We start from the raw sequence: 18,255 nt of genomic DNA on the forward strand, positions 1-18,255 counted from the left end.
ACGTGGAGGGTTCACATGAAGAAGGAATCGCGCGTCGGGCCGACCGGCGACGGAAGCGGACGCTCGCGCCTGTGGGGCCCGTACCTGAGCGAACGGCAGTGGGGAACGGTGCGCGAGGACTACAGCCCGGGGGGCGACGCGTGGTCGTACTTCCCGCACGACCACGCCCGTTCGCGCGCCTACCGGTGGGGCGAGGACGGCCTCGGCGGGCTCTGCGACGACAAGCAGCGCCTGTGCCTCGCGGTCGCCCTGTGGAACGGCCGCGACCCCATCCTCAAGGAGCGCGCCTTCGGCCTGACCAACGCGGAGGGCAACCACGGCGAGGACGTCAAGGAGTACTACTTCTACCTCGACGCCACGCCCAGCAACTCCTACCTGAAGTACCTGTACAAGTATCCGCAGGCCACGTACCCGTACAACGACCTCGTGGCCGTCAACGGCGGGCGTTCCCGGCAGGAGTTCGAGTACGAGCTGCTCGACACCGGGATCTTCGCCGAGCAGCGGTACTTCGACGTGACGGTGGAGTACGCCAAGGCGGATCACGACGACATCCTGATGCGGATCACCGTCGACAACCGGGGCCCTGAAGAGGCGACGCTGCACGTGCTGCCGACGCTGTGGTTCCGCAACACCTGGTCGTGGGGCGAGCACTCCGCCACGACGCAGAAGCCGGTGCTGCGGGCGGCCGAGGGCTCGCGTTCCACGCGCACGATCCGCGCCGACCACCCGGAGCTCGGCAGCTACGACCTGCGCTGTGATGCCGCGGCCGAGCTGCTGTTCACGGAGAACGAGACCAACAGCGAGCGGCTGTTCGGCTCGCCCAACGCCTCCCCCTACGTCAAGGACGGCATCGGCCGGTACGTGATCGAGGGCGACGAGGGGGCCGTCGATCCGGCGCACCAGGGCACCAAGGCCGCCGCCCACCACATGCTCACCGTGCCCGCCGGCGGGTCCGAGACGTTGCGGCTGCGTCTCGGGCCCGCCGGTGCCCAACTTAGCCTGGCCCGCGGCTTCGACGCGGTGTTCCGCGACCGGATCGCCGAAGCGGACGCGTTCTACAAGGAGTTGACGCCGAAGAACACGGGCGAGGACGAGGCGCGGGTGATGCGCCAGGCGCTCGCCGGGATGCTGTGGTCCAAGCAGTACTACTCGTTCGACCTGGAGACATGGCTCGCCGAGCACAACATGACGCCGTGGAGCATGCCGCGGCCCGGCGTGCGCAACCGCGAGTGGTTCCACATGGTCAGCGACGACATCGTGTCCATGCCGGACAAGTGGGAGTACCCGTGGTTCGCGGCCTGGGACCTCGCCTTCCACGCGGTGGCCCTGTCCGTCGTCGACATCGACTTCGCCAAGCAGCAGATCGAACTCCTGCTGCGGGACTCCTTCCAGCACCCCAACGGGCAGATCCCGGCCTACGAGTGGAGCTTCGGCGACGTCAATCCGCCGGTGCACGCCTGGGCCGCGTACTTCGTGTACACGGTGGAGAAGCAGACGACCGGCCGCACGGATCACGAGTTCCTGGAGCGCACCTTCCAAAAGCTCCTGACGAACTTCACGTGGTGGGTCAACCGCAAGGACCCGACCGGCCGCAACGTCTTCCAGGGCGGCTTCCTCGGCCTCGACAACATCGGCGTCTTCGACCGCAGCGCGCCCCTGCCCACCGGCGGCTCCCTGGAGCAGGCCGACGGCACGGCGTGGATGGCCCTGTACTGCCAGTCGATGCTCCAGATCGCCCTCGAACTCGTCGAGCAGAACGAGATGTACGACGACCTGGTCCTGAAGTTCGTCGAGCACTATCTGTGGATCTCCGCGTCCATGGACCGGCTCGGCAACCTCGGCGACGAACTCTGGGACGAGGAGGACGGGTTCTTCTACGACGTGCTGCGGCTGCCCGACGGGGAGGCGGTGCGCCTGAAGGTCCGCTCGATGGTCGGCCTGCTGCCGCTGTGCGCGTCCACCGTCTTCCAGCCGCAGCAACTGGAACGCCTCGACGGCCTCGGTGAGCGCTTGCAGCGGTTCGCCTCCCGCCACCCGTCCCTGTCCGTGACGCTGTCGCAGGCCCAGGCCGGCAAAGCGGGCGGGCCCCGGCTCCTCTCCGTCGTCGACGAGAAGAAGCTGGTGCGCGTCCTGTCCCGGGTGCTGTCGGAGGACGAGTTCCTCAGCCCGTACGGGATCAGGGCGCTGTCCAAGTACCACGAGGAGAACCCCTACACGTTCACGGTGCACGGCCAGGAGTACTCAGTGGGCTATCTGCCCGCCGAGTCCGACACCGGCATGTTCGGCGGCAACTCCAACTGGCGCGGCCCGGTGTGGATGCCGATGAACGCCCTCGTCATCCGGTCCCTGCTGCATCTGTACGGCTTCTACGGCGACGAGCTCACCGTCGAGTGCCCGACGGGCTCCGGGGTGCGCATGAACCTCTTCGAGGTCGCGGAGGAGATCTCCACGCGGCTCGGCCGCATCTTCCTGCGCGACGAGGAAGGGAACCGCCCGGTGTACGGCGGACAGGCGCTCTTCCGGGACGACCCGCACTGGCGCGACCTCATCTCCTTCTACGAGTACTTCCACGGCGACAACGGGGCCGGCATCGGCGCCTCGCACCAGACGGGGTGGACGGGGCTCGTCGCGGCCCTGACGAAGATCTTCGGCACTCTCGGCCCCGACGCCTTCCGACCGCGCACCACCAGGAGGTAGCAGCGATGGCCGCTTTGCCGGCACAGCCCGTGATCCATGAGGTCAACACCCGTGTGTGGCTGCGGGAGACGGGACGCAGGCTCGGCCGCGAGATCGGCCTCGCGGACGTGCCCAAGGACATCTGGGACGAGATCACCCCGTCCGGGGTCGATGTCGTCTGGCTGATGGGCGTGTGGGAACGCAGCCCGCAGGGCCGCGCCATCGCCCTGCAGAACCCCTCGCTGCGGGCCGCGTTCCAGGCGGCCGTCCCCGGCATCGGCGAGCAGGACATCGCCGGCTCGCCGTACTGCATCCGCCGCTACGAGGTGGACGGCGCGCTCGGCGGGGCCGTCGGCCTCACCGCGGCGCGCGCCGAACTCGACCGCAGGGGCGTGGGGCTGCTGCTCGACTATGTGCCCAACCATGTGGCGCCCGACAACCCGTGGGTGGGCGAGTACCCGCAGTTGTTCGTGCGCGGCGACGCCGAGGACCTGCGGCGGGACCCGGACGGCTTCCTCGACACGGGGCGCGCGGTGCTCGCGCGGGGCCGGGACCCGTTCTTCCCGCCGTGGCCCGATGTCGTCCAACTCAACGCGTTCGCACCGGAGTTGCGGCACTCGACCGTCGAGATACTCGACCACATCGGCCGGTTCTGCGACGGCGTGCGCTGCGACATGGCGATGCTGATGACGAACGACGTCTTCGAGCGCACCTGGGGCGAGCGGGCCGGGAAGCGGCCCTCGGAGGAGTTCTGGGTCGAGGTGATCGGCGCGGTGCACCGCGAGCGCCCGGACATGATCTTCGCGGCGGAGGCGTACTGGGACCTCGAATGGACGCTCCAGCAGCAGGGCTTCGACTTCTGCTACGACAAGCGGCTCTACGACCGGATCCTCGCCCACGACGCCGCGTCGGTGCGGGGCCACCTGCACGCCGACGAGACGTACCAGCGCGGGCTCGTCCGCTTCCTGGAGAACCACGACGAGCCGCGGGCCGCGCACACCCTGGCCCCGGACAAGGAACGGGCCGCGGCCGCGCTGATCGCCACGCTGCCCGGCGCGACGCTGTGGCACGAGGGCCAGTTCACGGGGCGCCGGGTCCAGCTGCCGGTGTTCCTCGACCGGCGCCCCGAGGAGCCGGCCGACGACGAGCTGCGCTCCTTCCACGAGCGGCTGCTGTCGGCCGTGCACGTCAGCGGCATGCGCACGGGGAGCTGGCGACTCCTCGACTGCGCGGGCTGGCCGGACAACGACTCGGCCGCGGCGCTGGTCGCGTCGTGCTGGACGGGTCCGGCGGGCCGCTTCCTGACGGTGGTCAACCTCTCCGACCACCCGGCACAGGGCCGGATCCGCCTCCCGTGGTCCGAACTGGGCTCAGAAACCTGGCAGTTGACGAGCCTCCTCGGCACGGACCGCTTCGAGCGCGCGGGCGCGGAGCTGCTGGAGAGCGGCCTGTACGTGGACCTGCCGGCGTGGGGTACGCACCTGCTGGCGGCGGAGGTGTGACCACCTCAAGCCCCTGCGGCGATTGAGCAGCGGGGTCCGGGGCGGAGCCCCGAGGCCGCCACTCAATCGCCGCGGGGGCTGACCGGCGTCGCCGACCACTCCACCCCGGCCCTGGCCCGAAACGCCTCCACCGCACTCTCCACCGTGGGATAGAACGCCTCCGGCCCGAACGTCCGGGCCAACCCGTACCGCTCGATCTTCCGCCGCACCGGATCCTTCAGCTCGGCGAACACCAGCTCCACCCCCCGCTCGCGCAGCGCCTGGTGGAGCTCCTCCAGGACATCCGCCGCGGTCGTGTCCACATCGGTCACCGGCTCCGCGGCCACCACCACGCACCGCGGCTCGATCGCTGCCCGCACCGCCCCGCGCACCTCGTCGCGGAACGACTTGGCGTTGGCGAAGAACAGCGGCGCGTCGAAGCGCAGCAGCACGAGCCCCGGCAGCCGCTGCGCCCCGGGATGCGAACTCACGTCGTGGTAGCCCTCGAGCCCCGCCACCCGCCCGAGCACCGCGCTGTACGGCCACCACGCGCGCCGGAAGACGTTCAGGATCGACAGGCCGACCGCGACCGCGATCCCCGGCAGCACACCGAGCAGCGCGACGCCGAGGAACGCGGCGATGCACAGCCAGAACTCGGCCTTGCGCTGCCGCCACAGCCGCCCCGCACCCGCCAGGTCGGCCAGCGAGAGCGACGCCGTGATGACGACGGCGGCGAGCGCGGGCTGCGGCAGGTTGCGGAAGAGGCCGGGCAGCAGGAGGAGCATGAGCAGGATCAGCGCCACGCCCACGAGCCCGGTCAACTGCGTTTTGGCGCCGGCCCGTTCGGCCACCGCGGTCCGCGATCCGCTGGTGCTCACGGGGAAGCCCTGGAAGAGACCCGCGGCCGCGTTCGCCGCACCGATGGCGATCATCTCGTCGTTGCCGCGGACCTCCTGGCCGCTGCGATTCGCGAACGCGGTGGCGTTGGAGATGGTGTCGGCGAGGGAGACCAGGGCGATGCCGAGGGCACCCACGAACAGCGGGCCGAGGTCGTCCCAGCGGATGTCGGGCACGGTGAACGGCGGCAGCCCCTTCGGCAGCCGGCCGACCAGCTTCACCCCGTGCTCCCCGAGGTCGAACACGACGGTCGCTCCGATGGCGAGCACCACCATCACGAGCACGGCGGGCACCTTCGGCAGCAGCCGCTGCAGCAGCAGGACGAGCGCGATGCAGCCGACGCCCACGCCCACCGCCGCCGGCACCGCCGCCCCGTCCGCCAACCCCCGTACCAGCGCGTCGACTTCACCGATCAGACCGTCCGCGTCCACGGAGAACCCGAACAGCTTCGGCAGCTGGCCGACGAAGATGGTCAGGGCGAGCCCGTTCATGTAGCCGATCATCGTCGGCTTGGAGATGAGGTCGGCGATGAAGCCCAGGCGCCCCACGCCCGCCAGCATCGTGATCCCCCCGACCATCAGGGCGAGCACCGAGGCGAGGGCGATCGCCCGATCACTGTCGCCGCCCGACGCGACCAGCGGCAGGACCGTCGCCGCGATCATCGGCCCGAGCGAGGAGTCGGGGCCGAGGACGAGGATCCGGGACGGCCCCGCGACGGCGTACGCGAGCAGACACATCACCGACGTATAGAGCCCGGTGATCGCCGGAAGCCCGGCCAGCTCGGCGTACGCCATGCCCTGCGGCACGAGCAGTGTGGTCAGGACGACGCCCGCGACGAGATCCTTGACCAGCCAGGAACGCCGATACTTGCGCAGCGTCCGCACACCGGGCGGCATCGGCAGGGACTTGGCCACCGCGGGGTCACCTCCGCCGGACGATCAGCTTGCCCAGCTCCCACAGCGCGAGGAGCGCGAGGGCGGGCAGCAGCGCCCAGCCGAACTGGCCGATGTGCAGGGGGACGGTGTCGAGCAGCCGGTTGAAGACATCGGTCTGTGTGACGAGCACGGCGAGCACGAATTCGCCCAGGATCGTCCAGTTGAGCTGCTTGCTGTCGAAGGTGTCGACGGTGAGCACGGTCCCGGTCTGACTGCGGCACTCGACCGCGGCCACGATCAGGCACAGGGCGAACGCCGCGAACGCGATGGAGTTGCCGATGCGGACGCTGTCGTAGCGGGCCTCGCCGAGCTTGATCAGGCTCAGCAGCGCGACGGCGATGCCGGCGCCCACGAGCCCCACCGTGAGCATCAGCGCCGGAGTCATCACCGGTTCGCCGCGCGGCCGCGGGCGCCGCGTCATGAGCCCCGCGCCGACCCGGTCGAAGCCGAGCGAGAAGCCGAAGGCCGCGTTGACGACGAAGTGGATCCACAGCACCTGCGCGGGGTTGAACGGCTCGGCGTCCGCGATGTCGAAGAGCGAGGCGCCGAGGAACGTCAGGACGAACACGACCAGCAGGATCAGCACGAAGCGGATGTACTTGGTGAGGTTGTCGTAGATCTTGCGGCCCTGTTCCACCGCGTGAATGATCGTGGCGAAGTTGTCGTCGGACAGAATCATCCGCCCGGCGTTCTTGGCCACCTCCGTGCCCGATCCCATGGCCACGCCGATGTCGGCGGCCTTGATGGCGGGCGCGTCGTTGACGCCGTCGCCGGTCATGGCGACCACGTCGCCCTTCTTCTTCAATGTCTCGGCGAGCAGCACCTTGTGCTCGGGCGCGACCCTGCCGACGACGCCGATCCGGTCGATCCGTTCGAGCCGCTCGCTCTCGGGCAGCGCCGCGAACTCGGCGCCGAGGATCGCCTCTCCGCCGATCCCGATCTGCTCGGCGATCGCCGCGCCGGTGATCACGTCGTCGCCCGTCACCATGCGTACGCGGATATGGGCGGCCTGGGCCGCGGCGACGGCCGCCTTCGACTCGGGGCGCGCCGGGTCGACCATGCCGACGATGCTCGTGATCCGCAACTCCCGTATCTGGTCCAGGAGTTCACCGTCAGGTTTGAACGTCGCCGGGTCCAGGTCGCGCGTCGCGGCGGCCATGACCCGGCGGCCGGCCCGCTCCATCCGCTCGACCTCGGCGTCGGCCCGGCCGCGCAGTTCCGCGTCGAAGGGGATGCCCGCGCCCTCCGACAGGGCCGTGGTGGTGAGCGCGAGCACGGCGGGCGCGGCGCCCTTGATGAAGCAGCGCACGACGGGCCGCCCCTGCCCGTCGTGCGCCGCGTGGAAGGTGGCCATCAGTTTGTACGCAGGGTCGAACGGCAAGGTGGCGAGGCGGGGCAGCCGCTCGCGCGTGGCGGCCACGTCGAGGCCCGCCTTGTGTCCGAGCACGAGCAGCGCGCCCTCGGTGGGGTCACCCACCACTTCGCCGTCGACGAGCGAGGTGTCGCTGGCGACGAGGTACGGAAGGATCGCGTCCTCGATGCCGGGCGAGCTGCCCGCGGCGTGGTGGATCCTGCCCTCCAGGCCGTAGCCGGTGCCCGAGACCGTGTACCGGTCGAAGGCGTCGACGACCTCGACGACGGTCATCTGATTCATCGTCAGGGTGCCGGTCTTGTCGGAGTTCACGGCGGACGTGAAGCCCAGTGTCTCCACGGACGGCAGGTCCTTGACGATCGCGTTGCGCTTGGCCAGGTCGAGCCCGCCCATCGAGAGGATGGTCTGCGTCACCGTCGGCAGCGCCTCGGGCACCGCGGCGATGGCCAGGGAGACCGCGCTGACGAACAGCGCGTCCCAGGGCTCGCCGCGCCCGCGGCCGAGCGCGAACATCACGACCATGGTGAGCGCGGCCGCGCCGACGATCCACAGGGTGAGCCGGTTCAACTCCTTGGACAGCGGCGACATTTCGCGCGGCGTCGCCGTCAACATGCCGGAGATACGGCCCAGTTCGGTGGCGGCCCCGGTGGCGGTCACGAGCAGCACTCCGCTGCCGTGCGTCACCGGAGTGGTCATGAACGCCATGTCGCTCTGGTCGGCAGGCCCCAACTCCCCGCCGGGCACCGGGTTCGCGTCCTTGGCCGCGGGCACGCTCTCGCCGGTGAGCGCCGACTCGTCGATCTGGAGCGCGGTCGCCGAGACGATCCGGCCGTCCGCCGGCACCTCGTCCCCGGCGGCGAGCAGCACCACGTCCCCGACGACGACGTCCTCCGCGGGGATCCGGGCCTCCCTGCCGTCCCTGCGCACCCGCGCGGTGGCCTTCGTCATCGCCTTCAGGGCGTTCATGGCGCTGTCCGCCTTGCCTTCCTGGCGCAGGCCGATGACCGCGTTCAGGACGGACAGGGCGAGCAGCACCACCGCCGTGCCCCACTCCTGGATGGCGAGGGACACGGCGGCGGACACGACGAGGATGATCTGCATGTACGAGGTGAACTGGCCCAGGAGGCGGCGCAGCGCCGGTGTCGGCTTCTCCTCGGGCAGGGCGTTGGGCCCGTGCTTTTCGAGGCGCGCCGCTGCCCTCGCGGTGTCGAGTCCCTCGGCCGGGTCGACACCGAGTTCGCGGGCCACGGAGTCGGCGGGCTCGGCGTGCCACAGGTGTGCGGGCGGGGCACCGGGCCCGGTCGCCGCCGCGGTCACCGCGCCCGCCTCCTGGTCGCGTAGGGGTCGGCCGCGGTTCCGGTCGGCGCCTCCTTCTCCAACTGCCGTTTCTCCAGCTCCAGTTCCTGACGGGTCGCGTCATCGATCACCGGATACCGCGGATCGATGTCCATCAGAGTGTCCGCGAGTACGGCCGCCGCGCAGATCCGCGCGTACCACTTGTGGTCGGCGGGCACGACGTACCACGGCGCCCACCGTGTGCTCGTGGCGGACAGCATGTCCTCGAACGCCTCCTGGTAGTCGTCCCAGCGGGCGCGTTCACGCGCGTCCGCCGCCGAGAACTTCCAGTTCCGCTCCGGTACGTCGATGCGTTTGAGGAACCGGACCCGCTGCTCCTCCTTGGACAGGTTCAGGAACACCTTGACGAGCCTGAATCCGTTGTCCGTCAGATACCGCTCCCACTGGTTGATCTCGCGGTAGCGCCTGCGCCACAGCGCCTTCCGGCTCTGCTTGCGCCCCGGTAGCCGCTGACGGTCCAGGAGTTCGGGATGCACCCGCACCACGAGGACCTCCTCGTAGTGCGAGCGGTTGAAGATGCCGATCTCCCCGCGGCGCGGCAGGCCGCGGGAGTAGCGCCAGAGATAGTCGTGGCTCAGCTCGTCGTGCGAGGGCACCTTGAACCCCGCCACGCGTACGCCCTGCGGGTTCACGCCGCTCATGACGTGCCGGATCGTGCCGTCCTTGCCGCCGGCGTCGATCGCCTGCAGACACAGCAGGACGCCGTGCGTGCCCTCGGCGGCCAGCCTGCGCTGGTGGTCGGCGAGCAGGGCGACGCCCTCTGCCAGCAGCTCCTTGCCCTGCCGCTTGTTCTTCAGGCCCGACGTACGGGCGGGATCGAAGTCCTTGGACAGGTGCACCTTCGACCCGGGCTCGACCCGCAGAGGTGCGATGAACTCGGCGATGCGCTCGGCCCGCTTGTTTTTCGTGCGCGCCCGTCCGTCCTTCATGAGCCACCTCGCTCCGTGTCCGCCGCGGGTCGAGCCGGTCCCGTCACTACAGGGTGTCCCGCTTCACCACGCACAGGCCCCAGATCACGAGCGCGTTCATCGCGATCAGCGTCAGGGACCAGAACGGGTAGTACGGGATGGAGAGGAAGTTGCCGATCATGACCAGGACGGCGACGACCACGCCGAGCACCCTGGCCCATTTCATCGCGACGAACAGGCCGAAGCTGACGACCACGGCGACGATGCCGAGGAGCAGATGGATCCAGCCCCAGGTCGTGAGGTCGAACTGGAAGGTGTACTCGGGCGTGCTGAGGAACACCTTGTCCTCCAGAACCGCCATCAGACCGCGGAAGAAGCCCATGGTCCCAACGATGAAGAGCATGACCGCCGCGAAGATGGTCAGCCCGCCGGCGGCCGCTTCCCTCGCGCCGCCCATGCCGTGTTGCGAAGTGGTCGAGGTGGCCATCACAGGACCCCCAAGGGTTGAGGAGGGTGCCGATTGCACCGCTGTGCCGCCGAGTGTCATGGCCCGGAGGAGCCGCGGTCGTCACCCTCCGGGGGTGACGACCGGGCGGAGCACCGCGCGGAGGCTGTCGGGGATCCGGCCCGCGAGCTGAAGCGAGGCGATGAGCGTGGCAAGCACTCCCGAGGCGGCCGACGGCCGAGGGCCCGTACCAGAAGCCAAAACCGGCCCGGACCGGAGCCGGCAGCGCCGCATTCTCGCGCCGCTCGCACTGGCCCAGTTCATCTGCAGCTTCGCAGGGTCGAACATGAACGTGATGATCAAGGACATCAGCAAGGACCTGGACACCACCGTGCAGGGCGTGCAGACAGCGATCACCATCTTTCTGCTGGTCATGGCGGCACTGATGATCCCCGGCGGGATCCTCGCCGACCGCTACGGCCGCAAACGCTGCCTCGTCATCGGGCTTTCGATCTACGGGGTCGGGGCGCTGATCAGCGCGGCGTCGCCGGGCCTCGGCGTGCTGATCCTGGGCAACTCGATCCTGGAGGGCATCGGCACCGCCCTGCTGATCCCCCCGGTCTACATCCTCACCACCCTCCTCTTCACCGACGTGGCGGGCCGGGCCAAGGCGTTCGGCACGATCATGGCCTTCGCCGGCATCGGCGCCGCCATGGGTCCGCTCCTCGGCGGGCTGATCACGTCGGCGATCAGCTGGCGGGCGGCGTTCGTGTTCCAGGCGCTGGTGGTGGCGGTCATCATCGTGCTGAGCCGGGGGCTCGAGGACCCGCTCCCGGCCGACCACTCCCTCGACTTCGACACCGTGGGCGCGATCCTGTCGGCGACCGGACTCGTCCTCCTGGTCTGCGGAATCCTCGCGGCGGACGACAACCTCTGGCTCATGGGCGGGCTGCTCCTGGCCGGCGCGCTGGTCCTGGTGGCCTTCTTCCGCTGGATCCGCAGGCGGGAACGGGTCGGCGCCCAAGCCCTCCTCGCCACCTCGCTGTTCCGCAACCGGACGTCGAACCTCGGTCTGATCACCCAGCACACCCAGTGGCTGGTGCTCATGGGGGTGTCGTTCGTGGTCGCCGCCTACCTCCAGGTCGTCCGCGGCTACAACGCCATCGACACCGGCATCATCTTCACCGCGTCGACCGTGGGCCTGCTCATCAGCTCGCTCGGCGCGGGGCGGTTCGCCAAGCGCCGCGCACAACGCACCCTCATCATGGCCGGTTTCACCGTCACGGTGTGCGGCATCGGCGTGCTCCTGGTCGTGGCGGACGTCTCGTCGAAGGCCTGGGCCTCCACGCCGGGGCTGCTCCTGATCGGCCTGGGCGTCGGCCTCATGCTCACGCCGTCGGTCAACGTGGTGCAGTCCAGCTTCTCCGAGGACATGCAGGGTGAGATCTCGGGGCTGTCCCGCAGCGTGTCCAACCTCGGCTCCTCCGTGGGCACGGCGCTCGCCGGCACGATCCTCGTCGCCGACCCGTCCGCGGGCCCGTACGCCGTCTCGCTGATGGTGCTCGCGGTGATCGGTCTCGCCGGTCTCGGCGCGGCGGCACGGCTGCCACGGACACCGCCGGTGCCGGCGGCGGCGCCGCCGGCACCGGCCCCTCACCCGTAGTCGCGGTCGTACGACACGGCGCTGCGCACCACGAGGTCCTGCAGCGCCGCACGGTGCTTGCTGAACGGTATCCAGAGCAGCCCCAGGGGAAAGGTCACCGACACCGCGGCCCGTACGAGGGCCCGCACCGTCCGCAGCCGCCGCCCCGCCCGGTCCGTCACGCACACGCCCAGCAGCCGGTCCCCGGGCGTGGCCCCGACCACCGCCCACGAGCCGCCGAGATAGCAGACGGCCAGGGCCCAACCGATCGGCCCGGACACCCAGTTGGGCACGTCCGGCACCTGGAACGGCGGCCCGACGACCATCAACCGCGCACAGCCGGCGCCGAGTTGGACGGTCAGACCGATGAGGGCGAGCACGAGCGCGTCGACCACGGCGGCGAGGCCACGCGAGACGATTCCGGCGGGTCGGGAGCGGAGAGCGGGTCTGCTGTCGGCCGCGGTCACGGGGAGCGCTCATCCGACGGCGCGGCACGCCGCAGCATCCGGTCGGCGAACCGGTTGACGCTCCGGTCCCCGCGCTGCCCGAGCAGCCGCACCGCCTCGGCCGCCTCGACGGTGAGCCCGCCCCCGGTGTCCCGCACGATCCGCCCGAGATCGATCTCCCGCAGCACCCCACGGGTGATCCCCACCAGGTCGAACCGGGCGAGCACGGCGTCGACGTCGAGTCTGGCGGCGATGTGGTCGACGTCCACGCGGGCGACGATGCGGTCGACGTCGACGCGCGCCGCGATCCGGTCCACGTCCACGCGCCCGGCGACGCGGTCCACATCGACGCGGTCGGCCACCCCGTCCACGTCGACGCGGCGGGCAACCCGCTCCACATCGACGCGGTCCGCGATGGCGTTGACGTCGACGCGCGCGGCGACCGCCGCCACGTCCACCCGGGCGGCGACCGCATTGACGTCCACCCGGCCGACGACCGCCGCCAGGTCGAGCCGTTCGGCGATCCGGTTCACGTCCACGCGGTCGACCAGCTCGTCCAGGTCGAGGCAGTCGAGCACCACCCCGACCGACCGCCGGACCACGACCCGCGGCACCTTCCCCAGCACACCGAGCACACCGAACACCCCCCGCGCCATCCGACCCGCCACCGCCACCGCGCCGTCCGCACTCACCTCGACCATGCCGCGACCGAAGCAGTTGGCCGCGCACCCGGCATCCTCCGCGACGGGTGAGTGACACGGACCCGCGGACCCGCACCCCGTGGACGTAGGCCAACAGCAGTCATCCCGGCGGCAGTTCGGGCACCGGACGGAGGTCCCCCGCGAAGCCGAACGCCACGCCGCGCTGCGCGGCCAGCAGCCGGGCGAGCCGCAACACACTGAGCCCGCTGACGCCCAGGTCGCGCGCGTGCCGCAGGTCGACCACGACGCCCGCGCCACCCGACCGGATGGCCGCGTGCAACAGCTGCCCGATACGGGCCTCGGCGGCGGGCCCTATCGCCTCGTGCACCTCGATCACCACACAGTTCGCGACGCGCCGCAGCACAACGGGCGAGACGTCGGAACGTGGTGCCACGAGCTTCGGTTTGCGAGCCACGAGCGGAACGTTCCATGCCATGAATAAGTCCCCCCGAGTGCGCCGGACTTGGGAGAACAGCATCGTCACGCCGGACGGCGGCGGCATCGCTCCGCGAGGGTGAGCGGGTTCGACGGGATCGGCAAGGACGGGTCCCGTCCGCACTGTTGATCATCGCCCGGGAGGTTCTTAGTCTCGACCCCGTCGCACGTGGATACGTTCCCACGCCCCGCACGCCCCTGACGAAGGTGGAACACCGCATGAGCCACGCAGATCAGGCACGGCAGACACTGCAGCCCCAGCAGGCACAGCAGCCTCAGCAGATACAGCACTCCCAGCAGGCACAGCACACCGGACCGAGCCGCCGCCGAGTGATCGGCGGCGCGGCCACGCTGGCCGTCGCCGCGACAACGTTGCCCACCGGCATCGCGTCCGCCGCCGCGGACCGGTCCTCCCCCTCCGACCTCGCCCGCTGGAAAAGACAAGCGGCCCGGGTGACGATCACCCGCGACGACTGGGGCATCCCGCACGTGGTGGGCAGGACGGACGCCGACGCGGTGTTCGGGATGATGTACACGCAGGCCGAGGACGACTTCAACCGCATCGAGCGCAACTACCTCGTCAGCCTCGGCCGCCTCGCCGAGTCCGAGGGCGAGAGCGCGCTCTGGCAGGACCTGCGCCAACGCCTGTTCATCGACCCGGAGGCGCTGAAGAAGGAGTACGCGAAGTGCCCGTCGTGGCTTCGCGCCCTGATGCGCGCCTGGGCCGACGGTCTGAACTACTACTTGGCGACCCACCCCGACGTACACCCCCGGGTACTCACCCGCTTCGAGCCGTGGATGCCGCTGAGCTTCTCCGAGGGCAGCATCGGAGGCGACATCGAATCGGTGGCGCTCAGCCAACTGGAGGCGTTCTACGCACAACGCGAAGTGCCCCTGACGGACGAGGAACGCGGCCTGAAGTTCCGCGAACCGTCCGGCTCCAACGGCATGTCGATCGCCCCGGGCAACACCCGCGACGGCAACGCCCTCCTCCTGATCAACCCCCACACCAGCTTCTTCTTCCGCGCGGAACAGCACGTGACGAGCGAGGAGGGCCTCGACGTCTACGGCGCCGCGACGTGGGGCCAGTTCTTCATCTACCAGGGCTTCAACGAGAACACCGGCTGGATGCACACGTCGAGCGGCGTCGACAACATCGACGAGTTCGCGGAGACGGTCGACCGCGCGTCGGACGGCACGTACACCTACCGCTACGACAAGGACCACCGCCCCGTAACGACAAAGGACATCACCCTCACCTCCCGCACGGAGAACGGCGACACGGAGCGGCACACCTTCACGACGTACGCGACCCACCACGGCCCGATCGTCCGCGAGGCGGACGGCAAGTGGATCGCATGCGCCCTCATGAACAAGCCCCTGGAAGCCCTGAAACAGAGCTACTTGCGCACGACGACCCGCGACTACACCGAGTACATGAAGGTGGCGGAGCTCAAGGCCAACAGCTCCAACAACACCCTCTTCGCGGACTCGAAGGGTGACATCGCCTTCCTGATGCCGCAGTTCATGCCGGTCCGCGACGACCGCTTCGACTACATGAAGCCGGTCGACGGCAGCGACCCGGCCACCGACTGGCACGGCCTGCACACCCTCGACAGCATGCCGCAGGCGGTGAACCCGAAGAGCGGCTGGGCGTTCAACAGCAACAACTGGCCCTGGACGGCGGCCGGCGCGGACAGCCCGCACGCGTCGGACTACCCCCGTTACTTCGACAAGGCGGGCGAGAACCCCCGCGGCCCGCACGCGACCCGCGTCCTCACATCCAGCCGGAACTTCACACCCCAATCCCTCATCGAGGGCGCCTTCGACCCCTACCTGACAGCATTCGCCCGCCTCCTGCCGGGCCTGATCAAGGCCTGGGACCAACTTCCCGCCGGCAACGCCCAGAAGAAGAAACTCGACGCCCCGACGGACCTGCTCCGCACCTGGGACCACCAATGGTCCGGAAAGTCCACGGCCACCTCGCTGGCCGTCTTCTGGGGCGAGGCGCTCTGGGCCCTGGTCTCCAAGGCGGCAGCGGACGCGGGCCTCTCCGTCTGGGACTACATGGCGGACCGCGCCACGGACACCCAACGCCTCACGGCCCTCGAATCGGCGGTCGACCGCCTGACGCAGGACTTCGGCAGCTGGCAGGTCCCGTGGTCCGAGATCAACCGCTACCAGCGCAACGACGGCGCGATCACCCAGACCTTCGACGACACCAAGCCGAGCTACCCGGTCCCCTTCACCTCCGCCCAATGGGGCTCCCTCGCCTCCTTCGGCGCGAAGCGCTACCCCGGCACCAAGCGCTACTACGGCACGAGCGGCAACAGCTTCGTGGCGGTCGTCGAATTCGGCCCGAAGGTCCGCGCGTGGGCGGTCACGGCCGGCGGCGCCAGCGGCCACCCGGACTCCCCGCACTTCGGCGACCAGGTCAAACGCTACGCGAGCGGGGACCTGCGGCCGGTGTACTTCTACCCGGAGGAGCTGGAGGGGCATGTGGAGCGGAGGTACCGGCCGGGGATGTGACGGGCCCCGCCCACTACGGCACCGCCCCCGCCATCAGCCGTCGCTGCGTTCCAGATCCCAGACGACGCGCTTCTTGCGGGGGCCGCGGACCAGCCCCTGGGTCTGGGCGACGATCGCGGCCAGCGCATTGATCGTCCAGTACGCCAGGGGATAGATCGGCAGCAGCAGGCAGGCGTAGGGGAGCTTCGGGTCGAGACGCAGATCGATCACGGTGGCCACGATGATCTGAACCATGGCGATGACGGCGATGCCCACTCCCCAGGCGAGCATCCACCGGAACCCGGCGGCGTCGTCCGGGTGCAGGATCACGTGGACCAGGCCGTACACCGTGGCGATGAGCAGCATCACCACCCACACGTACGACAGGAGGGCCTCGGCGGCGATGGGCCACAGCGGCCAGTGGCCCGGCCGCCACACCCATCGCAGGTGGGTGCGGAGCACCTCGCCCTGGCCCCGGGACCAGCGGGTGCGCTGGGCCCAGATGGAGCGCACCGACTGGGGCACCTCCATGCCCACCAGGGCGTTCGGCTCGAACCCTGTCAGATGTCCGGCCTTCAGCAGCCGCCAGGTGAGCTCGATGTCCTCGGTGGCCATCTTGGGGTCGTAGCCGCCCGCCGCCAGGACGACGTCGCGGCGGAACAGGCCCAGAACGCCGGCCACCGTCCCGACCCGCCCGGCCAGGGCATGGGTGCGGCGCATCAGACCGATCAGCGACGCCGTCTCCAGCATCTGCATGACCGTGATCACCCCGCGCCGGTTGGTGACGCGCGGACTGCCCGCGATGGCCGCATAGCGCGGGGAGCGCTGCATCCGGGCGACGAGATGGCGGACGGCGTCCGGGTGCAGATGGGTGTCGGCGTCGGTGACCAGGACCAGCTCGTTGCCGGCCATACGGAAGCCGTCGTTGAGACGGTCCGCCTTGCCGAGGTTGGTGCCGTCGTCATGCACGGTGATCCGGGCGTCGCCGGCGGCGGCCGCGCGGGCGGCGGCGACCGTCGCATCCTTGGAGCCGTCGTTGAGAATCAGGATCTCGAGGTCGGGGTAGTCCACGTCGCGCAGGGCCGCGACGCAGCCGCCGATGACCTTCTCCTCGTTGTACGCCGGTACGAGGACCGTCACACCCGGCCAGCCTCCGGTCGGAGTGACCAGGGACGGCTTCTCCTGCCCGAGCCGGAAGATCACTCCACCGACCATCCATGCGGCTCCGGTGACCACCGGATAGAAGGCGAGGAAGGTCAGGAGCAGGTCAATCGGGGACACGGCGTTCCTCCCGTCGTCGGACGGCGATGGCCCAGGCCAGTGCGAGCGCGAACACCACGCAGGACACCGCGGTCACGAGAGCGAGGTGCCACAGGATGTAGGTGTGTCCCAGGAGCGCCAGGCCGATCCATGCCGCAGCGATCCACACCACCGCACCGAGCAGGAAGGCGAAGGCCCGGCGCCCACGAGAGGCGGGCCTGTTCGGCTGGAACCGCACTCCTGACCTGGCCCTGCGCGCCTCCATGCCACACCCGCTTCCCACTCACAAACAAGTCTCCGCGGATGACAACAGCTCACGCGATGCCGGGCGGGCGTGACACGCGCGGACTCCCCCTCGTTCACCGTCACGCCTGCGCCGGCCACCTCCATGGCCCACCGCCCTCCGGACCGGTCCGTTCGACACACGCTTCCCGCAGCCCGACCATGTGGGTTATGCAGGCATCCGCACCCCGGCGCGGCACGCGCGGACGGGCGCTCCCGCTGCTCCTGGTGGCGGCGGCGCCCGACGCGCCCCTGGAGTGGCTGGACGAGCTGGACGACCCCCGCTTCTCCTACCACCTCGCGCGCACCGGCCACGACGCCCTGCGTGACCTGTACCGCTACCAGCCCGACCTGCTCCTCATCGGGCTTCATGTGCGGGATCCGGGGCCCTGGGAGGTGCTCCAGCGGGTCCGGGACATGACCGAGGATCTCCGCGTCATGGTGACCGCCCGGCGCTTCGACCGGGCGGACGCCCTGCGTGCCCTCGAGGCCGGGGCCGACGACGTGCTCTGGCGCGACATGCCCGAGGGCCTCGCCAAGGCCCTGGTCATGGCCCGGCTGCGCCGTGCGACACCCGAGTCGCCGCCCGAGCAGCTCCTGGAGGACGGCTGCCTCCGGCTCGACCTCGCCGCCCGCGAGGTCACCATGAGGGGCCACTACGTGCCACTGACCCCGCTGGAATTCGACCTGCTGCACGTCTTCGCCGGCAACCCCGGACAGGTCCTCTCCCCGGAGCAGCTGCTGCGCCTCGCCTGGCGCGGCCGCCCCGGGGGCGACGCCCACAAGGTCAAGTACGCCGTCCTGCGCCTGCGGCGCGGCATCGAGCGCGCCACCGGGGACGAGGCGCCCATCGAAACCGTGCGCGGAGTCGGCTACCGGTACGTTCTGCCCGGCTCGCACCCGGCGTAGGC

The 18,255-nt window shown here is 70.3% G+C and carries 14 protein-coding genes; 5 read left to right on the forward strand and 9 right to left on the reverse strand.

All coding sequences use genetic code 11. From position 1 onward, the window contains the following. The first annotated feature begins 15 nt into the window (after positions 1 to 15). A complete protein-coding gene (locus ACYSUO_RS09155) occupies positions 16 to 2,697 on the forward strand; it encodes an MGH1-like glycoside hydrolase domain-containing protein (RefSeq protein ID WP_461775553.1) in 2,682 nt (893 codons plus the stop codon). 5 nt (positions 2,698 to 2,702) lie between these two features. Beyond that, positions 2,703 to 4,178 (forward strand): alpha-amylase, encoded by a 1,476-nt coding sequence (locus tag ACYSUO_RS09160; RefSeq protein ID WP_461775554.1) that lies wholly within the window; start codon positions 2,703 to 2,705, stop codon positions 4,176 to 4,178. A 62-nt stretch (positions 4,179 to 4,240) separates the two neighbouring features. Here the strand turns inward: ACYSUO_RS09160 and ACYSUO_RS09165 are convergent, their stop codons facing one another. The 4 genes from ACYSUO_RS09165 to ACYSUO_RS09180 are packed head-to-tail and all read right to left on the reverse strand — an operon-like array spanning position 4,241 to position 10,112. Next, positions 4,241 to 5,950: a SulP family inorganic anion transporter gene (locus tag ACYSUO_RS09165; RefSeq protein ID WP_461775790.1), complete on the reverse strand. Its 1,710-nt coding sequence runs from the start codon at positions 5,948 to 5,950 to the stop codon at positions 4,241 to 4,243. A 25-nt stretch (positions 5,951 to 5,975) separates the two neighbouring features. Then, positions 5,976 to 8,636 (reverse strand): cation-translocating P-type ATPase, encoded by a 2,661-nt coding sequence (locus ACYSUO_RS09170; protein WP_461775791.1) that lies wholly within the window; start codon positions 8,634 to 8,636, stop codon positions 5,976 to 5,978. Between the two features lie 38 nt (positions 8,637 to 8,674). After that, positions 8,675 to 9,646 (reverse strand): polyphosphate kinase 2 family protein, encoded by a 972-nt coding sequence (locus ACYSUO_RS09175; RefSeq protein ID WP_461775555.1) that lies wholly within the window; start codon positions 9,644 to 9,646, stop codon positions 8,675 to 8,677. 46 nt (positions 9,647 to 9,692) lie between these two features. Next, complete coding sequence (locus ACYSUO_RS09180; protein ID WP_327654669.1) at positions 9,693 to 10,112, reverse strand: DUF7144 family membrane protein; 420 nt, start codon at positions 10,110 to 10,112, stop codon at positions 9,693 to 9,695. Positions 10,113 to 10,362: 250 nt separating this feature from the next. Between ACYSUO_RS09180 and ACYSUO_RS09185 the strand changes: the two genes are divergently transcribed. Next, positions 10,363 to 11,733, forward strand: coding sequence for an MFS transporter (locus ACYSUO_RS09185; RefSeq protein ID WP_461775792.1), 1,371 nt, complete (start codon positions 10,363 to 10,365; stop codon positions 11,731 to 11,733). Here the strand turns inward: ACYSUO_RS09185 and ACYSUO_RS09190 are convergent. From ACYSUO_RS09190 to ACYSUO_RS09200, 3 genes are all read right to left on the reverse strand, one after another. Then, positions 11,724 to 12,179 carry an RDD family protein gene (locus tag ACYSUO_RS09190; protein ID WP_461775556.1) on the reverse strand — a complete coding sequence of 152 codons (456 nt, stop codon included), beginning with the start codon at positions 12,177 to 12,179 and terminating at the stop codon, positions 11,724 to 11,726. The two genes, ACYSUO_RS09185 and ACYSUO_RS09190, sit on opposite strands and share 10 nt — an antisense overlap. Next, positions 12,176 to 12,859 carry a hypothetical protein gene (locus ACYSUO_RS09195; RefSeq protein ID WP_461775557.1) on the reverse strand — a complete coding sequence of 228 codons (684 nt, stop codon included), beginning with the start codon at positions 12,857 to 12,859 and terminating at the stop codon, positions 12,176 to 12,178. Before ACYSUO_RS09195 ends, ACYSUO_RS09190 begins: the two co-directional genes overlap by 4 nt. A gap of 100 nt (positions 12,860 to 12,959) precedes the next feature. Then, positions 12,960 to 13,274, reverse strand: coding sequence for an STAS domain-containing protein (locus tag ACYSUO_RS09200; RefSeq protein ID WP_461775558.1), 315 nt, complete (start codon positions 13,272 to 13,274; stop codon positions 12,960 to 12,962). Between the two features lie 239 nt (positions 13,275 to 13,513). On the opposite strand from ACYSUO_RS09200, the gene ACYSUO_RS09205 reads away from it, so the two are divergent. Then, positions 13,514 to 15,823: a penicillin acylase family protein gene (locus ACYSUO_RS09205; RefSeq protein WP_461775559.1), complete on the forward strand. Its 2,310-nt coding sequence runs from the start codon at positions 13,514 to 13,516 to the stop codon at positions 15,821 to 15,823. Between the two features lie 33 nt (positions 15,824 to 15,856). Here ACYSUO_RS09205 and ACYSUO_RS09210 read toward each other — a convergent pair whose 3' ends face one another. Together ACYSUO_RS09210 and ACYSUO_RS09215 are read right to left on the reverse strand one after the other, a co-directional pair. Continuing rightward, on the reverse strand, positions 15,857 to 17,083 hold the full coding sequence (locus ACYSUO_RS09210; protein WP_461775560.1) for a glycosyltransferase family 2 protein: 1,227 nt from the start codon (positions 17,081 to 17,083) through the stop codon (positions 15,857 to 15,859). Continuing rightward, complete coding sequence (locus tag ACYSUO_RS09215; RefSeq protein ID WP_461775561.1) at positions 17,070 to 17,327, reverse strand: hypothetical protein; 258 nt, start codon at positions 17,325 to 17,327, stop codon at positions 17,070 to 17,072. The genes ACYSUO_RS09210 and ACYSUO_RS09215 overlap by 14 nt, the downstream gene beginning before the upstream one ends. 188 nt (positions 17,328 to 17,515) lie before the next feature. On the opposite strand from ACYSUO_RS09215, the gene ACYSUO_RS09220 reads away from it, so the two are divergent. Then, entirely contained in the window at positions 17,516 to 18,253 is a 738-nt protein-coding gene (locus ACYSUO_RS09220) for a response regulator transcription factor (RefSeq protein WP_461775562.1), read from the forward strand. The last annotated feature ends 2 nt before the right edge of the window (positions 18,254 to 18,255 follow it).

Source organism: Streptomyces sp. UC4497 (assembly GCF_054871485.1).

What these genes read in the sequence shown, in the direction of transcription:
- ACYSUO_RS09220 (WP_461775562.1), top strand. Translation starts at nt 17,516, where the DNA reads ATGCAGGCATCCGCACCCCGGCGCGGCACGCGCGGACGGGCGCTCCCG.
- ACYSUO_RS09205 (WP_461775559.1), top strand. Translation starts at nt 13,514, where the DNA reads ATGAGCCACGCAGATCAGGCACGGCAGACACTGCAGCCCCAGCAGGCA.
- ACYSUO_RS09165 (WP_461775790.1), bottom strand. Translation starts at nt 5,950, where the DNA reads ATGCCGCCCGGTGTGCGGACGCTGCGCAAGTATCGGCGTTCCTGGCTG.
- ACYSUO_RS09155 (WP_461775553.1), top strand. Translation starts at nt 16, where the DNA reads ATGAAGAAGGAATCGCGCGTCGGGCCGACCGGCGACGGAAGCGGACGC.
- ACYSUO_RS09160 (WP_461775554.1), top strand. Translation starts at nt 2,703, where the DNA reads ATGGCCGCTTTGCCGGCACAGCCCGTGATCCATGAGGTCAACACCCGT.
- ACYSUO_RS09175 (WP_461775555.1), bottom strand. Translation starts at nt 9,646, where the DNA reads ATGAAGGACGGACGGGCGCGCACGAAAAACAAGCGGGCCGAGCGCATC.
- ACYSUO_RS09215 (WP_461775561.1), bottom strand. Translation starts at nt 17,327, where the DNA reads ATGGAGGCGCGCAGGGCCAGGTCAGGAGTGCGGTTCCAGCCGAACAGG.
- ACYSUO_RS09180 (WP_327654669.1), bottom strand. Translation starts at nt 10,112, where the DNA reads ATGGCCACCTCGACCACTTCGCAACACGGCATGGGCGGCGCGAGGGAA.
- ACYSUO_RS09195 (WP_461775557.1), bottom strand. Translation starts at nt 12,859, where the DNA reads ATGGTCGAGGTGAGTGCGGACGGCGCGGTGGCGGTGGCGGGTCGGATG.